Source organism: Actinomadura gamaensis (assembly GCF_042652125.1).
Classification (GTDB): domain Bacteria; phylum Actinomycetota; class Actinomycetes; order Streptosporangiales; family Streptosporangiaceae; genus Spirillospora; species Spirillospora gamaensis.
The window spans coordinates 600,147-618,819 of sequence record NZ_JBHSIT010000001.1 but is presented as its reverse complement, the minus strand read 5'-3'; the positions used below and the strand labels follow the sequence as shown (position 1 = coordinate 618,819).

At 73.9% G+C, this 18,673-nt stretch carries 15 protein-coding genes and 1 pseudogene; all 16 read right to left on the bottom strand.

The annotated features are described in order from the left end of the window. Positions 1 to 27 precede the first annotated feature (27 nt). The 16 genes and pseudogenes from ACFPCY_RS02940 to ACFPCY_RS02865 all read right to left on the bottom strand — a co-directional run bounded on the left by ACFPCY_RS02940 (position 28) and on the right by ACFPCY_RS02865 (position 18,636). Positions 28 to 819: a glycoside hydrolase family 16 protein gene (locus ACFPCY_RS02940; protein WP_378251974.1), complete on the bottom strand. Its 792-nt coding sequence runs from the start codon at positions 817 to 819 to the stop codon at positions 28 to 30. Positions 820 to 1,153: 334 nt separating this feature from the next. Then, positions 1,154 to 4,822 (bottom strand): chromosome segregation protein SMC, encoded by a 3,669-nt coding sequence (gene smc / locus ACFPCY_RS02935; RefSeq protein ID WP_378251973.1) that lies wholly within the window; start codon positions 4,820 to 4,822, stop codon positions 1,154 to 1,156. 505 nt (positions 4,823 to 5,327) lie between these two features. Further along, positions 5,328 to 5,525: a hypothetical protein gene (locus tag ACFPCY_RS02930; protein ID WP_378251972.1), complete on the bottom strand. Its 198-nt coding sequence runs from the start codon at positions 5,523 to 5,525 to the stop codon at positions 5,328 to 5,330. A gap of 178 nt (positions 5,526 to 5,703) precedes the next feature. Next, the gene (locus ACFPCY_RS02925; protein ID WP_378251971.1) at positions 5,704 to 6,012 is read right to left on the bottom strand and encodes an acylphosphatase; all 309 of its coding nucleotides are present in this window, start codon (positions 6,010 to 6,012) and stop codon (positions 5,704 to 5,706) included. A 112-nt stretch (positions 6,013 to 6,124) separates the two neighbouring features. Further along, positions 6,125 to 7,093: a bifunctional DNA-formamidopyrimidine glycosylase/DNA-(apurinic or apyrimidinic site) lyase gene (gene mutM / locus ACFPCY_RS02920; protein ID WP_378251970.1), complete on the bottom strand. Its 969-nt coding sequence runs from the start codon at positions 7,091 to 7,093 to the stop codon at positions 6,125 to 6,127. 184 nt (positions 7,094 to 7,277) lie between these two features. Further along, positions 7,278 to 7,955 (bottom strand): annotated as a pseudogene (gene rnc, locus ACFPCY_RS02915) (ribonuclease III); the annotation flags it as partial. 315 nt (positions 7,956 to 8,270) lie between these two features. Then, the gene (gene rpmF, locus ACFPCY_RS02910; RefSeq protein ID WP_026414645.1) at positions 8,271 to 8,450 is read right to left on the bottom strand and encodes a 50S ribosomal protein L32; all 180 of its coding nucleotides are present in this window, start codon (positions 8,448 to 8,450) and stop codon (positions 8,271 to 8,273) included. Position 8,451: 1 nt separating this feature from the next. After that, positions 8,452 to 9,036, bottom strand: a complete 585-nt coding sequence (locus ACFPCY_RS02905; protein ID WP_378251969.1) for a YceD family protein — start codon at positions 9,034 to 9,036, stop codon at positions 8,452 to 8,454. A 189-nt stretch (positions 9,037 to 9,225) separates the two neighbouring features. Further along, positions 9,226 to 9,705, bottom strand: coding sequence for a pantetheine-phosphate adenylyltransferase (gene coaD / locus ACFPCY_RS02900; RefSeq protein WP_378251968.1), 480 nt, complete (start codon positions 9,703 to 9,705; stop codon positions 9,226 to 9,228). A 204-nt stretch (positions 9,706 to 9,909) separates the two neighbouring features. Beyond that, positions 9,910 to 11,364 carry a penicillin-binding transpeptidase domain-containing protein gene (locus ACFPCY_RS02895; RefSeq protein ID WP_378251967.1) on the bottom strand — a complete coding sequence of 485 codons (1,455 nt, stop codon included), beginning with the start codon at positions 11,362 to 11,364 and terminating at the stop codon, positions 9,910 to 9,912. Between the two features lie 57 nt (positions 11,365 to 11,421). Continuing rightward, on the bottom strand, positions 11,422 to 11,985 hold the full coding sequence (gene rsmD / locus ACFPCY_RS02890) for a 16S rRNA (guanine(966)-N(2))-methyltransferase RsmD (protein ID WP_378251966.1): 564 nt from the start codon (positions 11,983 to 11,985) through the stop codon (positions 11,422 to 11,424). 107 nt (positions 11,986 to 12,092) lie between these two features. Further along, positions 12,093 to 13,016: a HEAT repeat domain-containing protein gene (locus tag ACFPCY_RS02885; RefSeq protein WP_378251965.1), complete on the bottom strand. Its 924-nt coding sequence runs from the start codon at positions 13,014 to 13,016 to the stop codon at positions 12,093 to 12,095. Between the two features lie 57 nt (positions 13,017 to 13,073). Further along, positions 13,074 to 13,172, bottom strand: coding sequence for a putative leader peptide (locus ACFPCY_RS02880; RefSeq protein ID WP_378251964.1), 99 nt, complete (start codon positions 13,170 to 13,172; stop codon positions 13,074 to 13,076). 86 nt (positions 13,173 to 13,258) lie between these two features. Beyond that, complete coding sequence (locus ACFPCY_RS02875; protein ID WP_378251963.1) at positions 13,259 to 14,686, bottom strand: MFS transporter; 1,428 nt, start codon at positions 14,684 to 14,686, stop codon at positions 13,259 to 13,261. 145 nt (positions 14,687 to 14,831) lie between these two features. After that, positions 14,832 to 17,024: an ATP-dependent DNA helicase RecG gene (gene recG / locus ACFPCY_RS02870; protein WP_378251962.1), complete on the bottom strand. Its 2,193-nt coding sequence runs from the start codon at positions 17,022 to 17,024 to the stop codon at positions 14,832 to 14,834. Positions 17,025 to 17,049: 25 nt separating this feature from the next. Beyond that, on the bottom strand, positions 17,050 to 18,636 hold the full coding sequence (locus ACFPCY_RS02865; protein WP_378251961.1) for a DAK2 domain-containing protein: 1,587 nt from the start codon (positions 18,634 to 18,636) through the stop codon (positions 17,050 to 17,052). Between the last annotated feature and the right edge of the window lie 37 nt (positions 18,637 to 18,673).

Sequence of the window (18,673 nt, the reverse complement as noted above, 5' to 3'; positions counted from 1 at the left end):
GGCGGCAAATGTCAGAGGCGGTACGTGTCAGAGGCGGTACATGCGGATCCAGTCGAGCTGGAAGGTCGCGGGGGCGTTGCGGTCGATGCCGGGGGCGGTGCGTCCGGCGTCGCCGGGGAACCAGTCGAGCTGGACGGTCTGGCCCATCGGGCCGGGGGGCAGGGCGCGCCGCCGCGTCGTGGTGAACCAGCGCCGGCCGTCGACGAAGCCGCTGATCGACTTCGGCGTCCATTCGAGGGCGAAGGCGTGCCAAGTGGTCAGGTCCACGCGCGTGCGCCCGTAGAGCTGGTCGTTGGCGTGCTCGGAGCCGTAGTGCAGGAAGAACTCCGCCTGCTGCCGGGTGCCGTCGTCGGCGACCTCCAGCCAGTCCACCTCGCCGCCGCCGCCCTTGGGCGCGTTCCCGCCGCCGGCGCCGATCGGCCACAGCAGCAGGACGGGATGGTAGGCGGCGCAGGCGCGGTTCATCCGGACCCGCGCCTCCCAGCGTCCGGTGTGCTGGGAACCGGCCTTCCAGGCGAGCCCGCCGGTCGTGCCGTCGGGACGGCCCGTCAGGGTGAGCGCGCCGTCGCGGACGCTCACGGCGCGCGGGCTGCGCCGTCCCGCGCCGCCGTGGCCGGGCCCGTCGTAGACCTCCCACGCGCGGTGGTCGAGGCGGGCGGAGGCGAAGTCGTCGGAGGCGACCGGGGAGCCCCAGCCGTACCGCGCGGCGGCGGTGGGCGGGGCACCGGCCGCGGAGGAGGGTTCGCCGGGACGTCCGGGATCGCCGCCCCGGCCGCCGGATCGGCGGTGCCGGATCTCCCGGTGGGGGAACAGCCGCATGTCACGCAGCGTAAGCCGCGAGGCCCCGTCCCGGATGTCCCGTAACCGAACCGTGGCCCCGTGTAACGCCGCTCCGACCGCGAGAACGAGAACGGCCGGGACGGTCACGGCGATGATCAGCGTTCTGAGCCGACTGGACACGTGAAGGACGCTACGAAGGCCCGATTATGGAACGCCTCCCCCGATCCCTTGATTGTCGGGCAAGAAAGCCGTCCGAGCGCAAAGGCCACTCAGATTCTTAAGGTTTATGCACCCTTTGCAGACGCTTTCGCATTCCGCCTGAAGTCACTCGGCGGTGACATTTGCGGACGGTCATCGATCCGGCCGGAGCGGATCAAACCGACGCGGGCTCCGGCTCGTCCCGGACGAGCCGCTGGCTGACCACCTGCGTCACGCCGTCGCCGCGCATGGAGACGCCGTAGAGCGCGTCCGCGCCCTCCATCGTCCGCTTCTGGTGCGTGATGATGATCAGCTGGGACGACTCGCGCAGCTCCTCGAACACCTTGATCAGGCGCTGGGTGTTGGTGTCGTCGAGGGCCGCCTCGACCTCGTCGAGCACGTAGAACGGCGAGGGGCGGGCCTTGAACACCGCGACCAGGAACGCGATCGCGACCAATGACCGCTCGCCGCCGGACAGCAGCGACAGCCGCTTGACCTTCTTGCCGGGCGGGCGGGCCGCGACCTCGACGCCCGTGGTGAGCATGTCGTCCGGCTCGGTCAGCGACAGGCTGCCCTCGCCGCCGGGGAAAAGCCGGGCGAAGATCCGCTCGAACTCGCGCGCGGTGTCCTCGTAGGCGGACGCGAACACCTGCTGCACCCGGTCGTCCACCTCCTTGACGACGAGCAGCAGGTCGCGGCGGGTCTTCTTGAGGTCCTCCAGCTGCGAGGTGAGGAACGCGTGCCGCTCCTCCAGCGCCGCGAACTCCTCCAGCGCGAGCGGGTTGACCTTGCCGAGCTGGTTCAGCTCCCGCTCGGCCTTCTTCAGCCGCTTCTCCTGCGTCGGACGGTCGTACGGGACGGGCTGAGCGTCCTCCGCCGCCTCCGGTCCGGGCGGGACGGGCTGGTCCGGTCCGTACTCGTTGACCAGCGCGTCCACTTCGAGACCGAACTCCTCCAGCGCGCGCTGCTCCATCTGTTCCAGGCGGAGGCGCTGCTCGGCGCGCGCGACCTCGTTGCCGTGCACGACGTTGACGAGCCGTTCCAGCGTGGACGACAGCTCGCGCACCTGCGTGCGGATCACCCGCAGCTCCGACTCGCGCGCGGCCCGCGCCTCCTCGGCGGCCTCCCGCTGCGTGACGGCGGTGGTGAGCGAGTGCTCGATCCGTTCGAGGGCGAGCAGAGAACCTTTGTGCACCGCCTCGGCGATCCGCGCCTGCTGCTCGCGGCGGGCGCGGCGCTGCGCGGCGCGGGCGCGCTCCTCACGTTCGCGGCGGGCTCCGCGTTCGAGGGCGTCGGCGCGTCCGGAGATGGCCTGCACGCGCTCCTCCGCGGTGCGGACCGTCAGCCGCGCCTCCATCTCGCCCGCGCGAAGCTCCTGCACGCGCGCGGCGAGCTCGTCGCGCGCGGACGTGTCGTCCCCGACCTCGTCGGCGACGTTCGCGGCCTCCTCGGCCTCTTCCAGCCGCATCGCCAGCTCGTCGGCCGCGTTCGAGTCGGCCTCGCGGGACTCGGCCGCCGCCTCCAGCGCCCTGCCCAGCCGCTCGACCTCGCCGCGCGCGGCCCGGACGTCGGCTTCGAGCCGCGCGGCGCGCTTGGCCTCCTGCGCGGCCTGCGACTCGAACTCGCGCACGCGCGCGCGGACGCGGTCGAGCTCCGCCTGCGCGGCGTTGACGCCGGCCTGCGCCTCCCCCACGGCGGCCTGCGCGGCGTCCAGCGAGAGCTGCGCCTGCTGCTCGGCCTCGGTCGCCTCGGCCAGATCGAGGGCGCTGCGCTCGGCGGCGGTCTCGGCCGCCGCGAGATCGGCCGTCGCCTCGTCGAGCGTCGCGCGCATCTGGAGGATCGACTGCGCCCCGCCCGCGCCGCCGCCCTGCGCCCAGTGCGCTCCCACCAGGTCGCCTTCGCGGGTGACCGCGCGCAGCGACGGGTGCGCCCGGACGAGCTTGGCGGCGGACGTCACGTCGTCGGCGACCGCGACGTCGCGCAGCAGGAACTCCATCGCGGGACGCATCGCCTCCGGGACGGTCACCGCGTCGATCGCGTAGTCGACCCCGGAGATCCGGTCCGCGGGGTTCACGGCCCCGCCGCCGATCACAAGGCCGGCGCGGCCCGCGTCCTCGGCGCGCAGCAGCGCCAGCGCGGCCTCGGCCGTGTCGAGCGACCCGACCGCGATCGCCTGGGTCGCGTCACCGAGCGCGGCGGCGACGGCCGTCTCGTACCCCGGCCGGACGGTCAGCAGCGACGCGACCGTGCCGAGCACGCCGTCCAGCCCGGACGCCAGCAGCGCCTCACCGCCGTCCGCAGCGGACGCGAGCGTCAGGTTCAGCGCCTCGATCCGGGCCTGGAGCGCGGTGACCCGCTTCTGCGCCGCCTGGTCGGCCGACCGCGCGGCGGCAACGGCGGCGCGCGCGTCCTTCAGCGCCTGGCGCGGGACGTCCACGGCCGCGCGGGCGGTCTCGGCGGTCTCCTTCGCCGCGGCCAGCAGCTCCTGCGCGGCCTCGTGCTCGGCGAGCAGGGCCGGGTCCTCCACGACCTCGGCCTCGAACGCCTCGAACTCGGCCTGCGCGGACGCGGCGCGCTGCTCGGCCTCGGCGCGCGCGGCCGACAGGCGTCCGATCTCCGACTGGCCGGCCTGCGCCTTGCTGCGCAGCGCCTCGACGCGTCCGCGGAGCCGGGCCAGCTCCTCGCGGCGGTCGGCGGCAGCGCGCGCGGCGGACTGGAGGCGGCGCTCCTCGACGTTCAGCGCCTCCTCGGCGGCGGACCGCTCCCGGACGGCCTCGCCCAGCCCGTCCTGAGCCTCCTCCAGCGCCGCGCGCAGCATCTCCTCCTGCTCGCGGATCGCCTCGGCCTCGCGCTCCATGTCCTCGGGGTCGCGGCCCCGGCGCTCCTCCTCGCGCGCCTCGGCGGCGTTGCGGTGCCGCTCGGCCGCGAGGTCGGCGACGCCGCGCAGCCGCTCCTTCAGCGAGGACAGCTGGAACCAGGTGTCCTGGACGAGCGCGAGCCGCGGCGCCTGCTCGGCCTCCTCGGCCTCAAGGACGGACTCGCGTTCCTGCGCCTCGGCCAGCGCGCGCTCGGTCTCGACGCGGCGCTCGCGGATCTGCGCCTCGTCGGCGGCCTCGCGGTCCAGGCGCGTCCGCAGCGTGACCAGGTCGTCGGCCAGGATCCGGAGCCGGGCGTCGCGCAGGTCGGCCTGGATCACCGCGGCGCGGCGGGCGATCTCGGCCTGCCGTCCGAGCGGCTTCAGCTGGCGGCGCAGCTCGCCGACCAGGTCCTGGACGCGGGTGAGGTTGGCCTGCATCGCGTCCAGCTTCCGCAGCGCCTTCTCCTTGCGCTTGCGGTGCTTCAGGACGCCCGCCGCCTCCTCGATCACCGCCCGGCGGCCCTCGGCCCCGGCGTGCAGCACCCGGTCGAGCTGCCCCTGGCCGATGATCACGTGCATCTCGCGGCCGATGCCCGAGTCCGACAGCAGCTCCTGGATGTCCAGCAGCCGGCAGGAGTCGCCGTTGATCGCGTACTCCGACTGGCCGGACCGGAACATCAGCCGGCTGATCGTGACCTCGGTGTAGTCGATCGGCAGCGCGCCGTCGGAGTTGTCGATGGTCAGCACGACCTCGGCGCGGCCCAGCGGCGGACGGTTCGCGGTGCCCGCGAAGATGACGTCCTCCATCTTGCCGCCGCGCAGCGACTTGGCGCCCTGCTCGCCCATCACCCAGGCGAGGGCGTCCACGACGTTGGACTTGCCGGAGCCGTTCGGCCCGACCACCGCGGTGATGCCGGGCTCGAACTTGAGGGTGGTCGACGACGCGAAGGACTTGAAACCGCGCAGGGTCAGAGTCTTCAGGTACACGCGCTCGCCGTCCTCCTCCGGATTCGCGGAGGGGGAGCGCCACCGGCCGCGCGTCCCGGCCCGCCGTCCCGGGCGGTCGCTCCGGGACGCCGGCGTCGCGCGTGGCGCCGCCGTGCCCACCGGCACGGACGGCTCCGGGCGGCTCGCTCACCCCCGTGGCCCGCCGGGCGGACGCCCGCGAGCCTGTCGAACGATACCGGCAGAGGACGCCGGCACCCCGCATCCGCGCGGCGGTTCCCCTCCAATGTGCCATGATCGGCCGCATTGCGCCGGGAACCCGGCCTGGCGGACGGGTTCCCGGGCAGCCGAACGGCACGCCCGGCGTGGGGCGTGGCGGTGAACTGCCGCGGCCGGCGAGCCCGAAGACGCCGTCCGGACGATCGGCCGTCTGACCCGGGAACGGGTCAAGACCACCGGACGGTGGGCTGTGGCGCGGCGGGAAAGACTAAGGGACGCCACGGGAAACGGCGTCCCTGACTCCGCTGACGTAAAAGAGCGGCGCCGATCAGGTCAGCGCCGGTTCACGGTCCTTCACTCCGAGCGACACGATGTCGCCGTCGGCGGCCGTCGCGAGCGCGTCGTTCTCCTCCTGGAGCCGTACGAGCTCGGCCTCCAGGTCGCGTACGCGCTGCTGAAGGCGCCGCATCTCCGCGACCATACGGGGGTCGGGACCGCCGACGTGGCCGAGTAGAGCCTTCGCCATGACTAAGGGTCCTCCACGCTGAGTAACCAGCAGGAATCGCGCACGGGAACCAACTGGATTCGGTGCGCGTATCATCTAGAGTCGCACCGGCGCGTGTCCTGGTCAAGACGGACATCACGGGCCGGTAACAACCTGTCGTCCTCAGTTTAGCAGGCTCAAACCGGACTTCCCTACCCGGTCACCTTTCCTCGAAACCGGCGCACCCGCCGCGCGGCTCACTCCAGCGCTCGACCACCCCGGTGACCCGTCCCGGACGGCTCGGAAGGCCGGTTTCGGGCCGGCCGTCGGGGCGCAGCAGCCCGAGCAGCCGGTCACACGCCGTGCGCGGTCCTTCGGCGATCACCTCGACCCGGCCGTCGCGCAGGTTGGCGGCGCTCCCCACCAGCCCCAGCTCCAGCGCGCGGGCCCGCACCCACCACCGGAAGCCGACGCCCTGCACGTGCCCGCGCACCCACGCGGTCAGCCGCACGTCCGGTTCGTCCGACATCTTCGCTCTCCTTCGACTTCGCCCGACATGCTCCGCGCGCCGCGTCCGGAAGGCCCTGCCGCAGGCTGATTCGCCCGCTCAGCGCCGATCGCGCCGTCCGGCGACCCTCGGATCAGTAGCGCGCCCGCCGCGGGCGTGGCTGGCATTTGGGACAGCTGTAGGACGAGCGGTTCATGAACTCGTCGCGGCGGATCGGGGTGCCGCAGCGGGTGCACGGCTCGTCCCGGCGGCCGTAGGCCTCCAGCGACCGCTCGAAGTAGCCGCTCTCGCCGTTGACGTTGACGTACATCGCGTCGAAGGACGTCCCGCCGACGCCGAGCGCCGCGCTCATCACCTCGCGCGCGGCCTCCAGCACCCGGGACGCCTCGGCGCGCGTCATCGTCTCGGTCGGGCGCGCCCAGTGCAGCCGCGACCGCCACAGCGCCTCGTCGGCGTAGATGTTGCCGACGCCGCTGATCAGCGACTGGTCGAGCAGCGCCCGCTTGATGCCGGTGCGGCGCCGCTTCAGCGCGGCGAAGAACGCCTCCTCGTCGAAGGCCTCCTCCAGCGGGTCGGCCGCGATGTGCGCGACGGGCGCGGGCACCCGGTCGCCCACCTTGGACGGCACCAGGTCGGCGACCAGCAGGTGCCCGAAGGTCCGCTGGTCGACGAAGCGCAGGTCGGGGCCGCCGTCGGAGAACGTCAGCCGGACGCGCAGGTGCTTGTGGCGCTCCCGGTCCGGCTCGCCGACCAGGAGCTGGCCGCTCATGCCGAGATGGGCGAGCAGCGCCTCGGTGGGCTCAACGGGCTCGGCGGGCTTGGTGGGCTCGGCGGGCTCGGTGGACTCTGTGGACTCGGCGGCCGCGCCGTCCGCCCGGCCGTCCGCCGCGCCCTCGGGCAGCAGCGGCAGCCACATGTACTTGCCGCGCCGCCTCGGCTGGGCGACGACGCGTCCGGCGAGGCGGCCGGCGAAGTCGGCCGGGCCCTCCTCGTGCCGCCGGACGGCGCGCGGGTGCAGCACCTCGGCGGACGCGACCGTCCGCCCGGTGACCCAGCGGTCCAGCCCGCGCCGGACGACCTCGACCTCGGGGAGCTCAGGCACCGGCGACCGCGGCCGCCGCGCCGCCCTTCCCCTCGCCGTCCCGCGCCTTGCCGTCGCCGCCCGCACCGGACCCGCCCTTGCCGGACGCGCCGTCGCCGCCCGCGGCGGACCCGCCCTTGCCGGAGGCGGGCTGACCCGAGCCGGACTGACCCGAGGCGGACTGGCCGCCCTCGCGCTGGACGACCGCCTCGCGGATGGCGTGCCAGGCGGCCTCGGCGGCGTGCTGCTCGGCCTCCTTCTTGGAGCGGCCCTCGCCGGAGCCGTAGGCCGTGCCGCCCACCCGCACCGACGCGCGGAAGGTCTTCTGGTGGTCGGGGCCGGACTCGGCGACGTGGTACTCGGGGACGCCGAGCTCCTCGACCGCCGTGAGCTCCTGGAGGGAGGTCTTCCAGTCCAGGCCCGCGCCGAGCCCCGCCGACCGGGTGATCAGCGCGTCGAACAGCCGGTGCACCAGCGCGGACGCCTCGTCCAGGCCGCGGTCGAGGTAGACCGCGCCGATCAGCGCCTCCAGGGTGTCGGCGAGGATGGACGACTTGTCCCGCCCGCCGGTGCCCTCCTCGCCCCGGCCGAGCCGGATGTGCGGGCCGACGCCGAGATCGCGCGCCACGCCCGCGAGCGCGCGCATGTTGACCACGGCGGCGCGGAGCTTGGCGAGCTGCCCCTCGGGCAGGTCGGGGTGGCCGCGGAACAGGGTGTCGGTGACGACCAGGCCGAGCACCGAGTCGCCCAGGAACTCCAGGCGCTCGTTCGTCGGCAGGCCGCCGTTCTCGTACGCGTAGGAGCGGTGCGTCAGCGCGCGCTCCAGCAGGTCCGGCGACACCTCGACCTGAAGTGCCGCGACCAGCTCGGCGCTGTCGGGGATGGGACGGTCCTTCTTGCCGCTCACAGGCCCTCCTCGCCTGGCGGGGCAGCCCTGAGGGCCGCCTTGCGGACGGCGCTCGCGGCGGCGGTGGGCGGCGGAGGGTTGTCCGCGAAAGCGAGGTGCGCGCCGGTGGGATCCGATCCCGGCGTGCACCACGGCTCCGGGCGCTGGCCTCGGCCGGTCACCACGCGGCACGACGCGCCGGGTGGCCGGTTCCCGGACCGTCCCGGCGGATGCCGGAACGGTGCGGGGAACCGCGAGGGGGCGGCCGCGTTCAGCACGCGAGACCGCCCCCCGGTACGACGAGATCAGCCGTCAGGCCGACGGCGCGATGACCTGCCGCCGGTCGTAGGTGCCACAGGTCTGGCACGCGGTGTGCGGCAGCTTGGTGTCACGGCAGGTCGGGCACTCGACCAGGGTCGGGGCAGCGGTCTTCCACTGCGAACGACGGTGCCGCGTGTTGCTGCGCGACTTCTTCCGCTTCGGGACGGCCACTTCAGCCCTCCTGCTTTCCTTCTCGTAGGTCGATGGAACCGAGCGCCGCCCACCGGGGGTCGGCGGCGTCGTGGTGGTGGTCGGGCCCGGCGTCCGCCAGCCGTACACCGCACTCCGGACACAGGCCGGGACAGTCGTCCCGGCACAGCGGCGAGAGCGGCAGCTGGAGGACCACCGCGTCCCGGAGCACCGGCTCGAGGTCGATCAGGTCGTCCTCGAGGCGGAGCTCGTCGTCGCCCGCGTTCCCGCCGGAGCGGGTGTCAGGATAAACGAAGAGCTCCTGGAAGTTCGCCTCGAACTCCGAGGCGATCGGATCCAGGCAGCGCGCGCACTCCCCTTCGAGGGGAACCGTTGCCGTTCCGGTGACGAGCACGCCTTCGAGCACCGCCTCGAGCCGGATGTCCAGCTCCATCGGCGCGCCCTCGGGCACCCGCACCATCTCGATGCCGAAATTCTCCGGAGCCGGCACGGTGAGGTGCACCCGCCGCTCGGATCCGGGCTGCCTGCTGAGGGCTCGGGTGTCGAGCGTGAGCGGGCTCTGCGCGGAGTCGTTGCGGGACAGGATGTTCCTGCTTTCGTGAGGCATGGCGAATCGCGACCGTCGTTCCTGGCCGATGTCCCAGGGTATCCGACCGGGGGCGATCGCCCAACTCAGACGCCCCGTGAGGCTCCTCGCACCCCCGGCCCGGCCGTCCCGAACCCCCGCCCGGCGGCCATGGATTCCCGCCCGGCCGCCCTGGAATCCACGCCGGACCGGACCCGCGCGCCGCGGGGATCAGGACTCGCGGAGGCGTTCGACGAGGCGGTCGTGGACGACGTCCGGCACGAGGCCCGAGACGTCCCCGCCGAACTTCACGACCTCCTTCATGAGGGAGGACGACAGGTAGGAGTAGAGCGGGTTGGTGGACATGAACATGGTCTCCACGCCCGCCATCCGGTGGTTCATCTGGGCCATCTGGAGCTCGTACTCGTAGTCGCTGACCGCGCGCAGGCCCTTGACGATCATCGGGATGTCGTTCATCCGGCAGAAGTCGACGAGCAGGCCGTACCAGGAGTCCACCCGGACGTTGCCGTACTCCTTGGTCACCTCGCGGAGCAGCTCCATCCGCTCGTCCACGGTGAACAGGCCCTGCTTGGTCTTGTTGATCATGACGGCGACCACCACCTCGTCGAAGAGGCGGGACGCGCGGCTGATGATGTCGAGATGGCCGTTGGTCACGGGATCGAACGAGCCGGGGCAGACGACACGGCGCACGAGACGGCTCCATCCTTGGGCGGGGACGACCTGCGGCGCGACCGTACCAAACCGCCCGGACCGGGTCGGCGACCGGGGCGCGGCCTCTCCGCCGCCCCGCGGAGCGTCCCCGGCCCGCATCGCCCATCCCGCCCCCGACCTGCTCCGATGCTCCGCCTCGAGACGTCCGGCGAGTGATTTTCAGCACGGCGCGCGGGCCGGTGCTCAGCCGCCGAGCGCGTCGATGATCTTGGCGGCGATGGGGCCGGACTCGATGCCGTAGCCCGGCGCCTCGGTCATGACGGCGACGGCGTACCTGGCGCTCGATCCCGGTCCGAAGCCGATGAACCAGCGGTCGTTGTAGGAGACGCCCTCGATGTCGGCGGTGCCCGTCTTGCCGCCGCCGACGGACGATCCCTGGAGGCTCTTGCCGGTGCCGGACTTCACGACCTCCCGCATGAGGTCGCGCATCTGGCCCGCCTGGTCTGCGTTCAGCGCCTGCCCGAGCGACTGGCGCGTCGCGCCCTGGACGACCGTCCCGTCCGCGCCGCGCAGCCTGGCGACCAGGTAGGGACGCATGACCTTGCCGTCGTTGACGACGGCGGCGGCGACCATGGCCATCTGGAGCGGGGTGGCGATGGTGCTGCCCTGCCCGATCGAGCCGAGCGCGCTGAGCGAGGGCTGGCCGGTCTTGGGGAACGAGCTGACCGCGCTGGACAGGCCCTTGTCGTACTCGATCTTCTTGTAGAAGCCGAACCGCGCGGCCTGGTCGGAGACCCCGCCGTTGCCCGGCCGCTCGGCGCCCATGTAGGCGAAGGTGGTGTTGCAGGACTGCGCGTACGCCGTGATCAGCGGAATGGACGCGTTGTCGCACTCGCCGCCGATGTCCCCGGCGTCGTTGTTGATCGGCTGCCCGGCGCCGCGCGGCTTGTAGCTGCGTCCGGCGGGGACGCTGGTGTCCTTGGTCGTCCCGGCGGCCATGGCGGAGGAGGCGACGACCGTCTTGAACGTCGAGCCGGGCGGGAAGACCTCGCCGGTCGCCTTGCTGAGCAGCGGCTTCGACGCGTCCTTGTTGAGCCGGTCGAAGGCGGCCTGCGCCTGCTTGGCGTTCGGCACCGCGACCTGGTTCGCGTCGTAGGACGGGTAGGACGCCATGACGAGGATCGCGCCCGTCCTCGGGTCGAGGGCGACGGCCGCCGCCCGGCGTCCGCCGCTGCCGGCGAGCGCCTGGTAGGCGGCGCGCTGGGCGCGCGGGTTGATCGTGGTCTCGACCGTCCCGCCGGGGACCTTCCTGCCGAGGATGCGGTCCATGAGGCTCGTGGTCTTCAGGCGCGGGTCGCTGCCGTCGAGGACGTGGTTCTCCGAGCTCTCCAGCTGCGTCTGGGAGAACATCGAGAAGTAGCCGGTGATCGGCGAGAACGTCTCGCTGTCCTTGTACCGGCGCTGGTACTTGTTCTTGGCGACGGCGTCGGACCAGGCGATCCGCTCACCGCCCGCGACGATCGGTCCCCGGGCGATCGCGTCGCGGTTGGAGTACTGGCGCGTGTTCTGCGGGTCGTCGCGCAGCGACTGCGCCTCGAACCCCTGCACGTAGGTGACGTTCGCCATCAGGGCGAGCACCATCAGCAGGGTGATCACCCAGGTCCAGCGCAGCGCCCTGTTCGTGCCGCCGGAGCTCATGCGGACTCCTGCCCTCCGAGATCGCCTGAACACCCAGCGTAGTCAGGCGCGAGGTGATCAGCCGAGGGCGCGCCCGTACCAGAAGACGGCTTCGCCGTAACGACGGTCACGTTCGGACATATACCCCTCAGGCCACGACAAAGCGGGCGATCGAACCGATCGTTCGACGGCGAGGAGCGCGTCCTCCGCGAGCCACCCGTGGTCGCGGAGGGACTCCAGCAGCCCGGTGACGGCCTCGTCCGCGAGGGCGTAGGGCGGGTCGGCGAAGACCAGGTCGTACGGCTCGTCCGGCGGCTGCTTCACGACCCGCTCGACCTTGTCCGCGACCACGCGCGCGCCGGGCAGCCCGAGCGACTCGACGTTCTGCCGGACGACCCTGACCGCGCGCGGATGCGACTCCACCAGCAGCGCGTGCCCGGCGCCGCGCGAGAGCGCCTCCAGGCCGACGGCCCCGGACCCGGCGAACAGGTCGGCCACGCGCAGCCCGTCGAGGGGGCCCAGCAGCGCCTGGACGGTGGAGAACAGCCCTTCCCGCGCCCGGTCGCTGGTCGGCCGCGTGTCCCGTCCCGCCGGAACCGCCAACCGGCGTCCGCCCGCACTCCCCGCGATGACCCTGCTCACCCCAGCAGTATGGCCGCTCGCGGACCGGGGAACGGACAGGGAGTCCCCACCCCGAGACTCCCCGTCCGCACCGCGATCCGCGAGCGGCCTGCCCGGACCGGCTCTTACTAGGACAGCGCCCAGCGCACCTGGGTTCGGACTCCAGGGTCGGGATCCGCCAGCGCCTCCGTGAGCGCGGTCAGGACTTCGGGGTTCGTCGGCGCCCACTGTTCGAGCGACTGGACGGCGGCGCGCCGCACGTCCACGATGCGGTCGCGCAGCGCGCGCACGAGGGGCTGGACGGCGACGTCCGGCTCGGCGAACGCGAGGGCGATCGCCGCGCGGCGGCGGACCTGCCAGCTCGTGTGCGCGGTGGCGGTGACGACGCGTCCGACGAGGGGCTCGGGCGCGCCGAGTTCGGCCACGGCGTCGATCGCGGCCATCCGGACGACGGGGTCGTGGTCGGCGAGCAGATGGTCGAGGGCGGAGAACGCCGAACCCTGGGCGAGCCGCGCCAGTCCCCCGGCGACCGCGACGCGGACCTCGCGGGCCGGGTCGTCGGCGGCCTCCGCGACCTCGGCCGCGGCGTGGAGGGCGACGAGGCCGAGGACGGCCTGCACGCGGATGTGCGGCTCGTCCTCCTGGAGTCCCTGCGCGTAGAGCTCGGTCGCGGCGCGGACGAGCGCGTCGAGCAGCGCGCTCGCGGTGCGGCGGACGCGGCCGTCGCGGTCGGGCGCGGACGCCAGGAGCAGCGCTTCCACGCCGTCGGTGCCGAGGACGGCCTCGGGCAGGTCGTCCAGGGCGTCGGCGGCGGCCGACCGGACGCGCTCGTCGGGGTCGGCGAGCGTCCAGGCGAGGGTGTCGGCGGCGCCGCGCGGGGCGAGGCCGTCCCGGAGCAGCCGGGCGAGGACGGCGACGGCGGCGGCCCGCACCGCCGCCTCGCCGTCGCGCAGGTAGGGGTCGAGGTCGGCGAGCGTGGGCCGGTCGAGTCGGTGGAGTTCGAGGACGCGGGCGAGGGGTCCCGGCGTCGCGGAATCGGATGTGAGCGGCATGGCGGCCTCCGTGGTGCCGAGCGGATCGTCCGGGCGCGACGCGTCCGGAGGGGGCGGTCAGCGGCGGCTACACAGGGCGCTGGCCTGCCGGCGCAGGTCCACGTGCCGGCGCGCTACGAAGGCGGTTCGTGCGATCACGGGTCCATGGTGGCCCATATTCTCCCTATAGTCAACTGGAAAAGTATGGATTGACGGCGGGAAGAGGGAACGCGCCGGGCCGCGTCCCCTCTCCGTACAGTCGGTCATCCGACCCGCTCCGCCTCCGCGGCGGGCGCGGCCTCGGCGGCCCGCGGCCCGCGCAGCAGGACCAGCGCCGCGACCCCGCCGGCCGCCGCGATCACGGCCGCGACCAGGAACGCCGCGCGGAACCCGTCGGTGAGCCGGACCGCGTCGCCGAGCGCGTCCGCGCCGTGCGAGGCGGCGAAGGCGGTCGCACCGGCCAGCCCGAGCGCCGATCCGACCTGGTAGGAGGTGTTGACGATGCCGGACGCCAGCCCGGCCTGCTCCGCCGGGGCCCCGGCGAGCGCGGACATCATGGTCGGGATGAAGGCGAGCGACATCCCGAGGGCCGCCACCAGCGACGCGGCGAGCACGTCGGCGGCGAAGCTCCCGTCCGGACGGACGAACGTCAGCCCGGCCAGGCCGAGCGCCAGCACCAGCAGGCCGGTCACCGCGAGCGGCTTCATCCCGAACCGGGCCATGAGCCGCCCGGTCACGCCGATCATCAGGACCATGATCGTGACGGTCATCGGCAGCAGCGCCGCGCCGCTCGCGAACGCCCCGAACCCGAGCACCTGCTGGAGGTAGAGGTTCAGGAAGTACCAGGCCGGGATCCAGGCCGCGCCGAGCAGCGCGAACGCGAGGTTGGCCGCGGCGAGGCCGGGCACCCGCCAGATCGTCGGCGGCGCGAGCGGCTCCCGGACGGCCTTCTGCACGATCGCGAACAGCACCAGCAGGGCCGCCGCGCCGCCGAGCTCCAGCAGCGTGGACGCCGCGCCCCAGCCCTGCTCCGGCGCCCGGACGACCGCCAGCACGGCGAGGGCGAGCCCGCCGGTGACCGAGACCGCGCCGAGCAGGTCCACCGAGCCGCGCCGGGCGGCGACGGCGGGCAGCACGGCCGGGACGGCGGCGAGCGTCGCCAGCCCGATCGGGATGTAGATCACGAACACCCACGGCCAGCTCAGCCACTGGGTCAGCACGCCGCCGAGGAACACGCCGGCGGTGCCGCCCGCCGGGGCCGCCGCGCCGTACAGCGCCATCGCCCTGCCCAGCTCCCGCGGGTTCGCGCCGAAGGTCGCCATGAGCAGCGCCATCGCGGCCGGGGTGATCAGCGCGCCGCCGACGCCCTGGATCCCGCGGCCGAGCAGCTCGACCCAGGCGTCCTGGGCCGCCGCCGCGACGACCGAGCCGCCGGCCAGCACCGCCCAGCCGGCCGCGAACACCCGGCGCGCGCCGAGCAGGTCGGCGAGCCGCCCGCCGAGCAGGAGCAGGCCGCCGAACACGACCACGTAGGCGTTGAAGACCCATTGCAGGCCGCCGGGCGAGAAGCCCAGGTCGCGCTGCATGTCGGGCAGCGCCACTCCGATGATCGAGGTGTCCATGATGACCATGAACTGGGCCGTGGCGAGCACCAGCAGGGCCCACCACCGCCTCGGGTTCGACGCGGACATCTCCGCCTCCTATACCTCTAGGGGGTATGTCTTTCCGACGCGGAGAAACGTAGCACACCCCTAGGGGGTATATGGGGTGACCTGCATCACAATGCAGGAGGCCCCCGGCCGCGTTCGCGGACCGGGCGCCTCCAGCGCCCGTGGATCAGGCCTTTTCGAGGTACTCCGTGCGCTCCTCGTCGAGCAGGGACGCCAGCTCGGCGGCCAGCCCGGGATGGCGCTCCAGCTCCGGATCGTCCTCGACCAGGGCCGCCGCCTCCTCGCGGGCGAGCCTGATCACGTCCTCGTCCCGCTGGAGCGTCAGCAGCCGGAGGCTGGACGCCCGTCCGGCCTGCGCCGCGCCGAGCACGTCGCCCTCCCGGCGCTGCTCCAGGTCCAGGCGGGACAGCGCGAACCCGTCGGTCGTCGAGGCCACCGCGTCCAGGCGCTCGCGGGCCTTCGACCCCGGCTCGGCGTCGGTGACCAGCAGGCAGAGGCCGGGCAGCGTGCCGCGCCCGACCCGGCCGCGCAGCTGGTGCAGCTGCGACACCCCGAACCGGTCCGCGTCCATGATCACCATCGCGGTGGCGTTCGGCACGTCCACGCCGACCTCGATCACCGTCGTGGCGAGCAGCACGTCCAGCTCGCCCGCCGCGAACCGGCGCATGACCGCGTCCTTCTCGTCCGGGTGCAGCTTGCCGTGCAGCACCCCGATGCGCAGGCCGGAGAGCAGCTCGCCCTCCAGCATCGGCAGCAGCTCCATGATCCCGAGCGGGGACCGGCGGCCCTCCTCGTCCGGCGCGGGGACGTCGCCCTCGTCGCCCTCCTGCTCGCCGATGCGCGGGCACACGATGTAGACCTGCCGTCCCTGCCCGGCCTCCTCCCGGAGCCGCTCCCAGGTGCGGGCCAGGAACGCGGGCTTCTCCGGCGGCACCACGTGCGTGCTGATCTTCGCTCGCCCGGCCGGGAGCTGCCCCAGCACCGAGGTCTCCAGGTCGCCGAACACCGTCATCGCGACCGTCCGCGGGATCGGCGTCGCCGTCATGACCAGCACGTGCGGGCGTCCGCCCGACACCTTCTCGCGCAGCGCGTCCCGCTGCTCCACGCCGAAGCGGTGCTGCTCGTCCACGACGACGAGCCCCAGATCGGCGAACTGCACGTGATCTTCGAGCAGCGCGTGCGTCCCGACGACGATCCCCGCGCTCCCGGACGCCGCCTCCAGCAGCGACTCCCGCCGCGCCTTGGCGCCCTGCGAGCCGGTCACCAGCGTCACCCGCGTCGCGTTCTCGGCCCCGCCGATCTGCCCGGCCTGCCCCAGCTCGCCCAGCATCTTCGTGATCGACCGGTAGTGCTGCTGGGCGAGCACCTCGGTGGGCGCGAGGAGCGCGGCCTGCCCCCCGTTGTCCACGACCTGCAGCATCGCCCGCAGCGCCACGACGGTCTTGCCCGCGCCGACGTCGCCCTGGAGGAGGCGGTGCATCGGATGGGACTCGGCGAGGTCGGCGGCGATCTCCTCGCCAACCTGGAGCTGGCCCTCCGTGAGCTCGAACGGCAGGCGCCGGTCGAAGGCGCCGAGGATGCCGTCCGGGACGGCCGGGCGCGGCTTCGCGGGAAGGGCCGCGGCGGCGCGGCGGCGCTGCGCGAGCGCGATCTGGAGGACGAACGCCTCGTCCCACTTCAGGCGCTTGCGGGCGCGGCCGAGCTGCTCCCAGTCCTTCGGACGGTGGATGCCCTCGTAGGCGTCCGCGAGGGAGATCAGACCGAGGCGCTCGCGGATGGACTCCGGCATCGGGTCGTCGCCGAGATCGGCCAGGTCCAGGACGGTCGCGACCGACTTGCCGATCGCGTCGATGTCCAGGCCCTTGGTGGTCGGGTAGATCGGGATGATCTCGTCCGCCCACTCGCGGGCGGCGGCGTCCGCGTCGCGCGCGTGCACGACCTTGTACTGCGGATGGGTCAGCTGGCGCTGCGGGCGTCCCGAGCGCGGCCGGTAGGTGCTGATCTTGCCCGCGAACAGGCCGCGGGTGCCCGGCGACAGGTCGCGTTCGGGCACGTAGGAGCCGCGCCGGCCGAAGAAGCTCAGCTTCAGCTCGCCGGTCCCGTCGGTGACGGTGATCTCCAGCACGTAGCCGGGGCTGCGGGTCAGCGTGCGGCCCTGCACCTTGACGACCTCGGCCATGACGGTGACGTGCTCGTCGTCGGCCAGCTCGTTCAGCGGCGTCAGCTCGCCCCGGTGCGCGTAGCGGCGCGGGTAGTGGTGCAGCAGGTCGCCGACCGTGCGCAGGTCCAGCCCCTTGTCGAGGACCTTCGCGGTCTTGTCGCCCAGGACCTTGCGCAACGGCTCGTCGAGGTTCGTCACCCGTCTTTTCTACCGCGCCGGCCCGTCATTCCACGCCCACGAGGAGCGGATACAGCTCCTGCCGGCCCTCGTAGCAGACGGTCTCGACGTCCGGGTGGCGGGCGCGCAGGTGGTCCTCCAGGCGGTCGGTGAGGTCGGCCGGGGCCCGCACCCCGCGGACGAGCGTGACCAGCTCGCCGCCGCCCGACAGCATCCGGTCCAGCAGGCCGAGCGCGGTCCCCGCGAGATCCCGGCCGATCATGGCGACGTCGCCGTCGATCAGGGCGAGGACGTCGCCCGGACGGCACAGCCCGACGCTCGTCACGGCCTCCTCCGCGGCGACCTCCAGCTGGCCGAACCGGGTGGCCCCGGCGGCGCGGGTCATCGCGATCACGTCCTCGGCGAACCGGCGCAGGGGGTCGTGCACGGCGAGCGCGGCGAGGCCCTGCACCGACGCCCTGGTCGGCACCACCGCGATCCGCGCGCCGCCCTCGCGGGCGCGCTCGGCGGCGGCCTCGGCCAGGTCGAGCACCTCCGGCTCGTTCGGCAGCACCGCCACCTCGTCCCCGGCCGCGAGGATCGCCTCGGCGAGGACGGCCAGCGGCGGGACGGTCCCGGACGCGCGCCGCACGACCCGCGCGCCGTTCTGCTCGAACAGCTCGGCGAGGCCCTCGGCGGCGGTGACGGCGACCACGGCCCGGCCTACGCACGGCGCCTGCGGGCCGCCGTCCACGGCCTTCAGGTAGGTGACGCGGACCCGGTGCGGACGGCCCGCCGCGAGCCCCGCCTCGATCGCGGCGCCGGCGTCGTCCACGTGGACGTGGACGTTCCACAGGCCGTCGCCGCCGACCACCACGAGCGAGTCGCCGAGACCGTCCAGGGTGGCGCGCAGCCGGTGGATGCCGTCGTCGGGCGCGTCCAGGAGGTACATGACCTCGTAGCCCGGGCCGCGCCGCTCGTCCGGCGGCGCGGACGCGGCGCCGGGCGAGGTGCGCGCCGGGACGACGTAGCGCTCGGGATACTCGTCGGTGATCACGGCGGCGAGCGCGTCGAGGACCACGCAGAGGCCCGCTCCGCCCGCGTCCACCACGCCGCTGCGGGCGAGCGCGTCGAGCTGGCCGGTCGTGGCCCGGAGCGCCCGCCGCGCCCCGGCCGCCGCCGCCCGCGCGGCCCCCGCGAGCGTCGCCTCGTCGCCGGTCCGCTCCGACGCGGCGGCGAGCACGCTGAGAATCGTCCCCTCCACCGGGTGCTCGACGGCGTGCCGGGCCAGCAGCGCCGCGTAGCCGAGCGCCTCGCCGAGCACCTGGCCGTCCGGCGGCGGCGCGCCCCGGCCGCCGAGGATCTCGGCGAGCCCGCGCAGGAACTGGCTGAGGATCACCCCGGAGTTGCCGCGGGCCCCGAGCAGGGCGCCGCGCGCGAGCGTCCGCCACACCTCTTCGGTGCTCGCGTCCGGCGGGAGGGCCTGGATCGCGTCCGCGGCGGCGAGGACGGTCAGGTGCAGGTTCGTGCCGGTGTCGCCGTCCGGGACGGGGAAGACGTTCAGCGCGTCGATCTCCGCGCGGGTCCGGCCGAGCGCCTCGGCCGCCAGGGCGCACCACCGCCGGACCGCCGCCCCGTCGAGAACCTCGCCCACTCCCGCTCCCGCCAGCCGCCGCCGCATCCCGGACCAC

What these genes read in the sequence shown, in the direction of transcription:
- ACFPCY_RS02930 (WP_378251972.1), bottom strand. Translation starts at nt 5,525, where the DNA reads ATGGCGAAGGCTCTACTCGGCCACGTCGGCGGTCCCGACCCCCGTATG.
- ACFPCY_RS02905 (WP_378251969.1), bottom strand. Translation starts at nt 9,036, where the DNA reads ATGCCTCACGAAAGCAGGAACATCCTGTCCCGCAACGACTCCGCGCAG.
- ACFPCY_RS02875 (WP_378251963.1), bottom strand. Translation starts at nt 14,686, where the DNA reads ATGTCCGCGTCGAACCCGAGGCGGTGGTGGGCCCTGCTGGTGCTCGCC.
- ACFPCY_RS02885 (WP_378251965.1), bottom strand. Translation starts at nt 13,016, where the DNA reads ATGCCGCTCACATCCGATTCCGCGACGCCGGGACCCCTCGCCCGCGTC.
- ACFPCY_RS02925 (WP_378251971.1), bottom strand. Translation starts at nt 6,012, where the DNA reads ATGTCGGACGAACCGGACGTGCGGCTGACCGCGTGGGTGCGCGGGCAC.
- ACFPCY_RS02895 (WP_378251967.1), bottom strand. Translation starts at nt 11,364, where the DNA reads ATGAGCTCCGGCGGCACGAACAGGGCGCTGCGCTGGACCTGGGTGATC.
- ACFPCY_RS02940 (WP_378251974.1), bottom strand. Translation starts at nt 819, where the DNA reads ATGCGGCTGTTCCCCCACCGGGAGATCCGGCACCGCCGATCCGGCGGC.
- ACFPCY_RS02880 (WP_378251964.1), bottom strand. Translation starts at nt 13,172, where the DNA reads ATGGGCCACCATGGACCCGTGATCGCACGAACCGCCTTCGTAGCGCGC.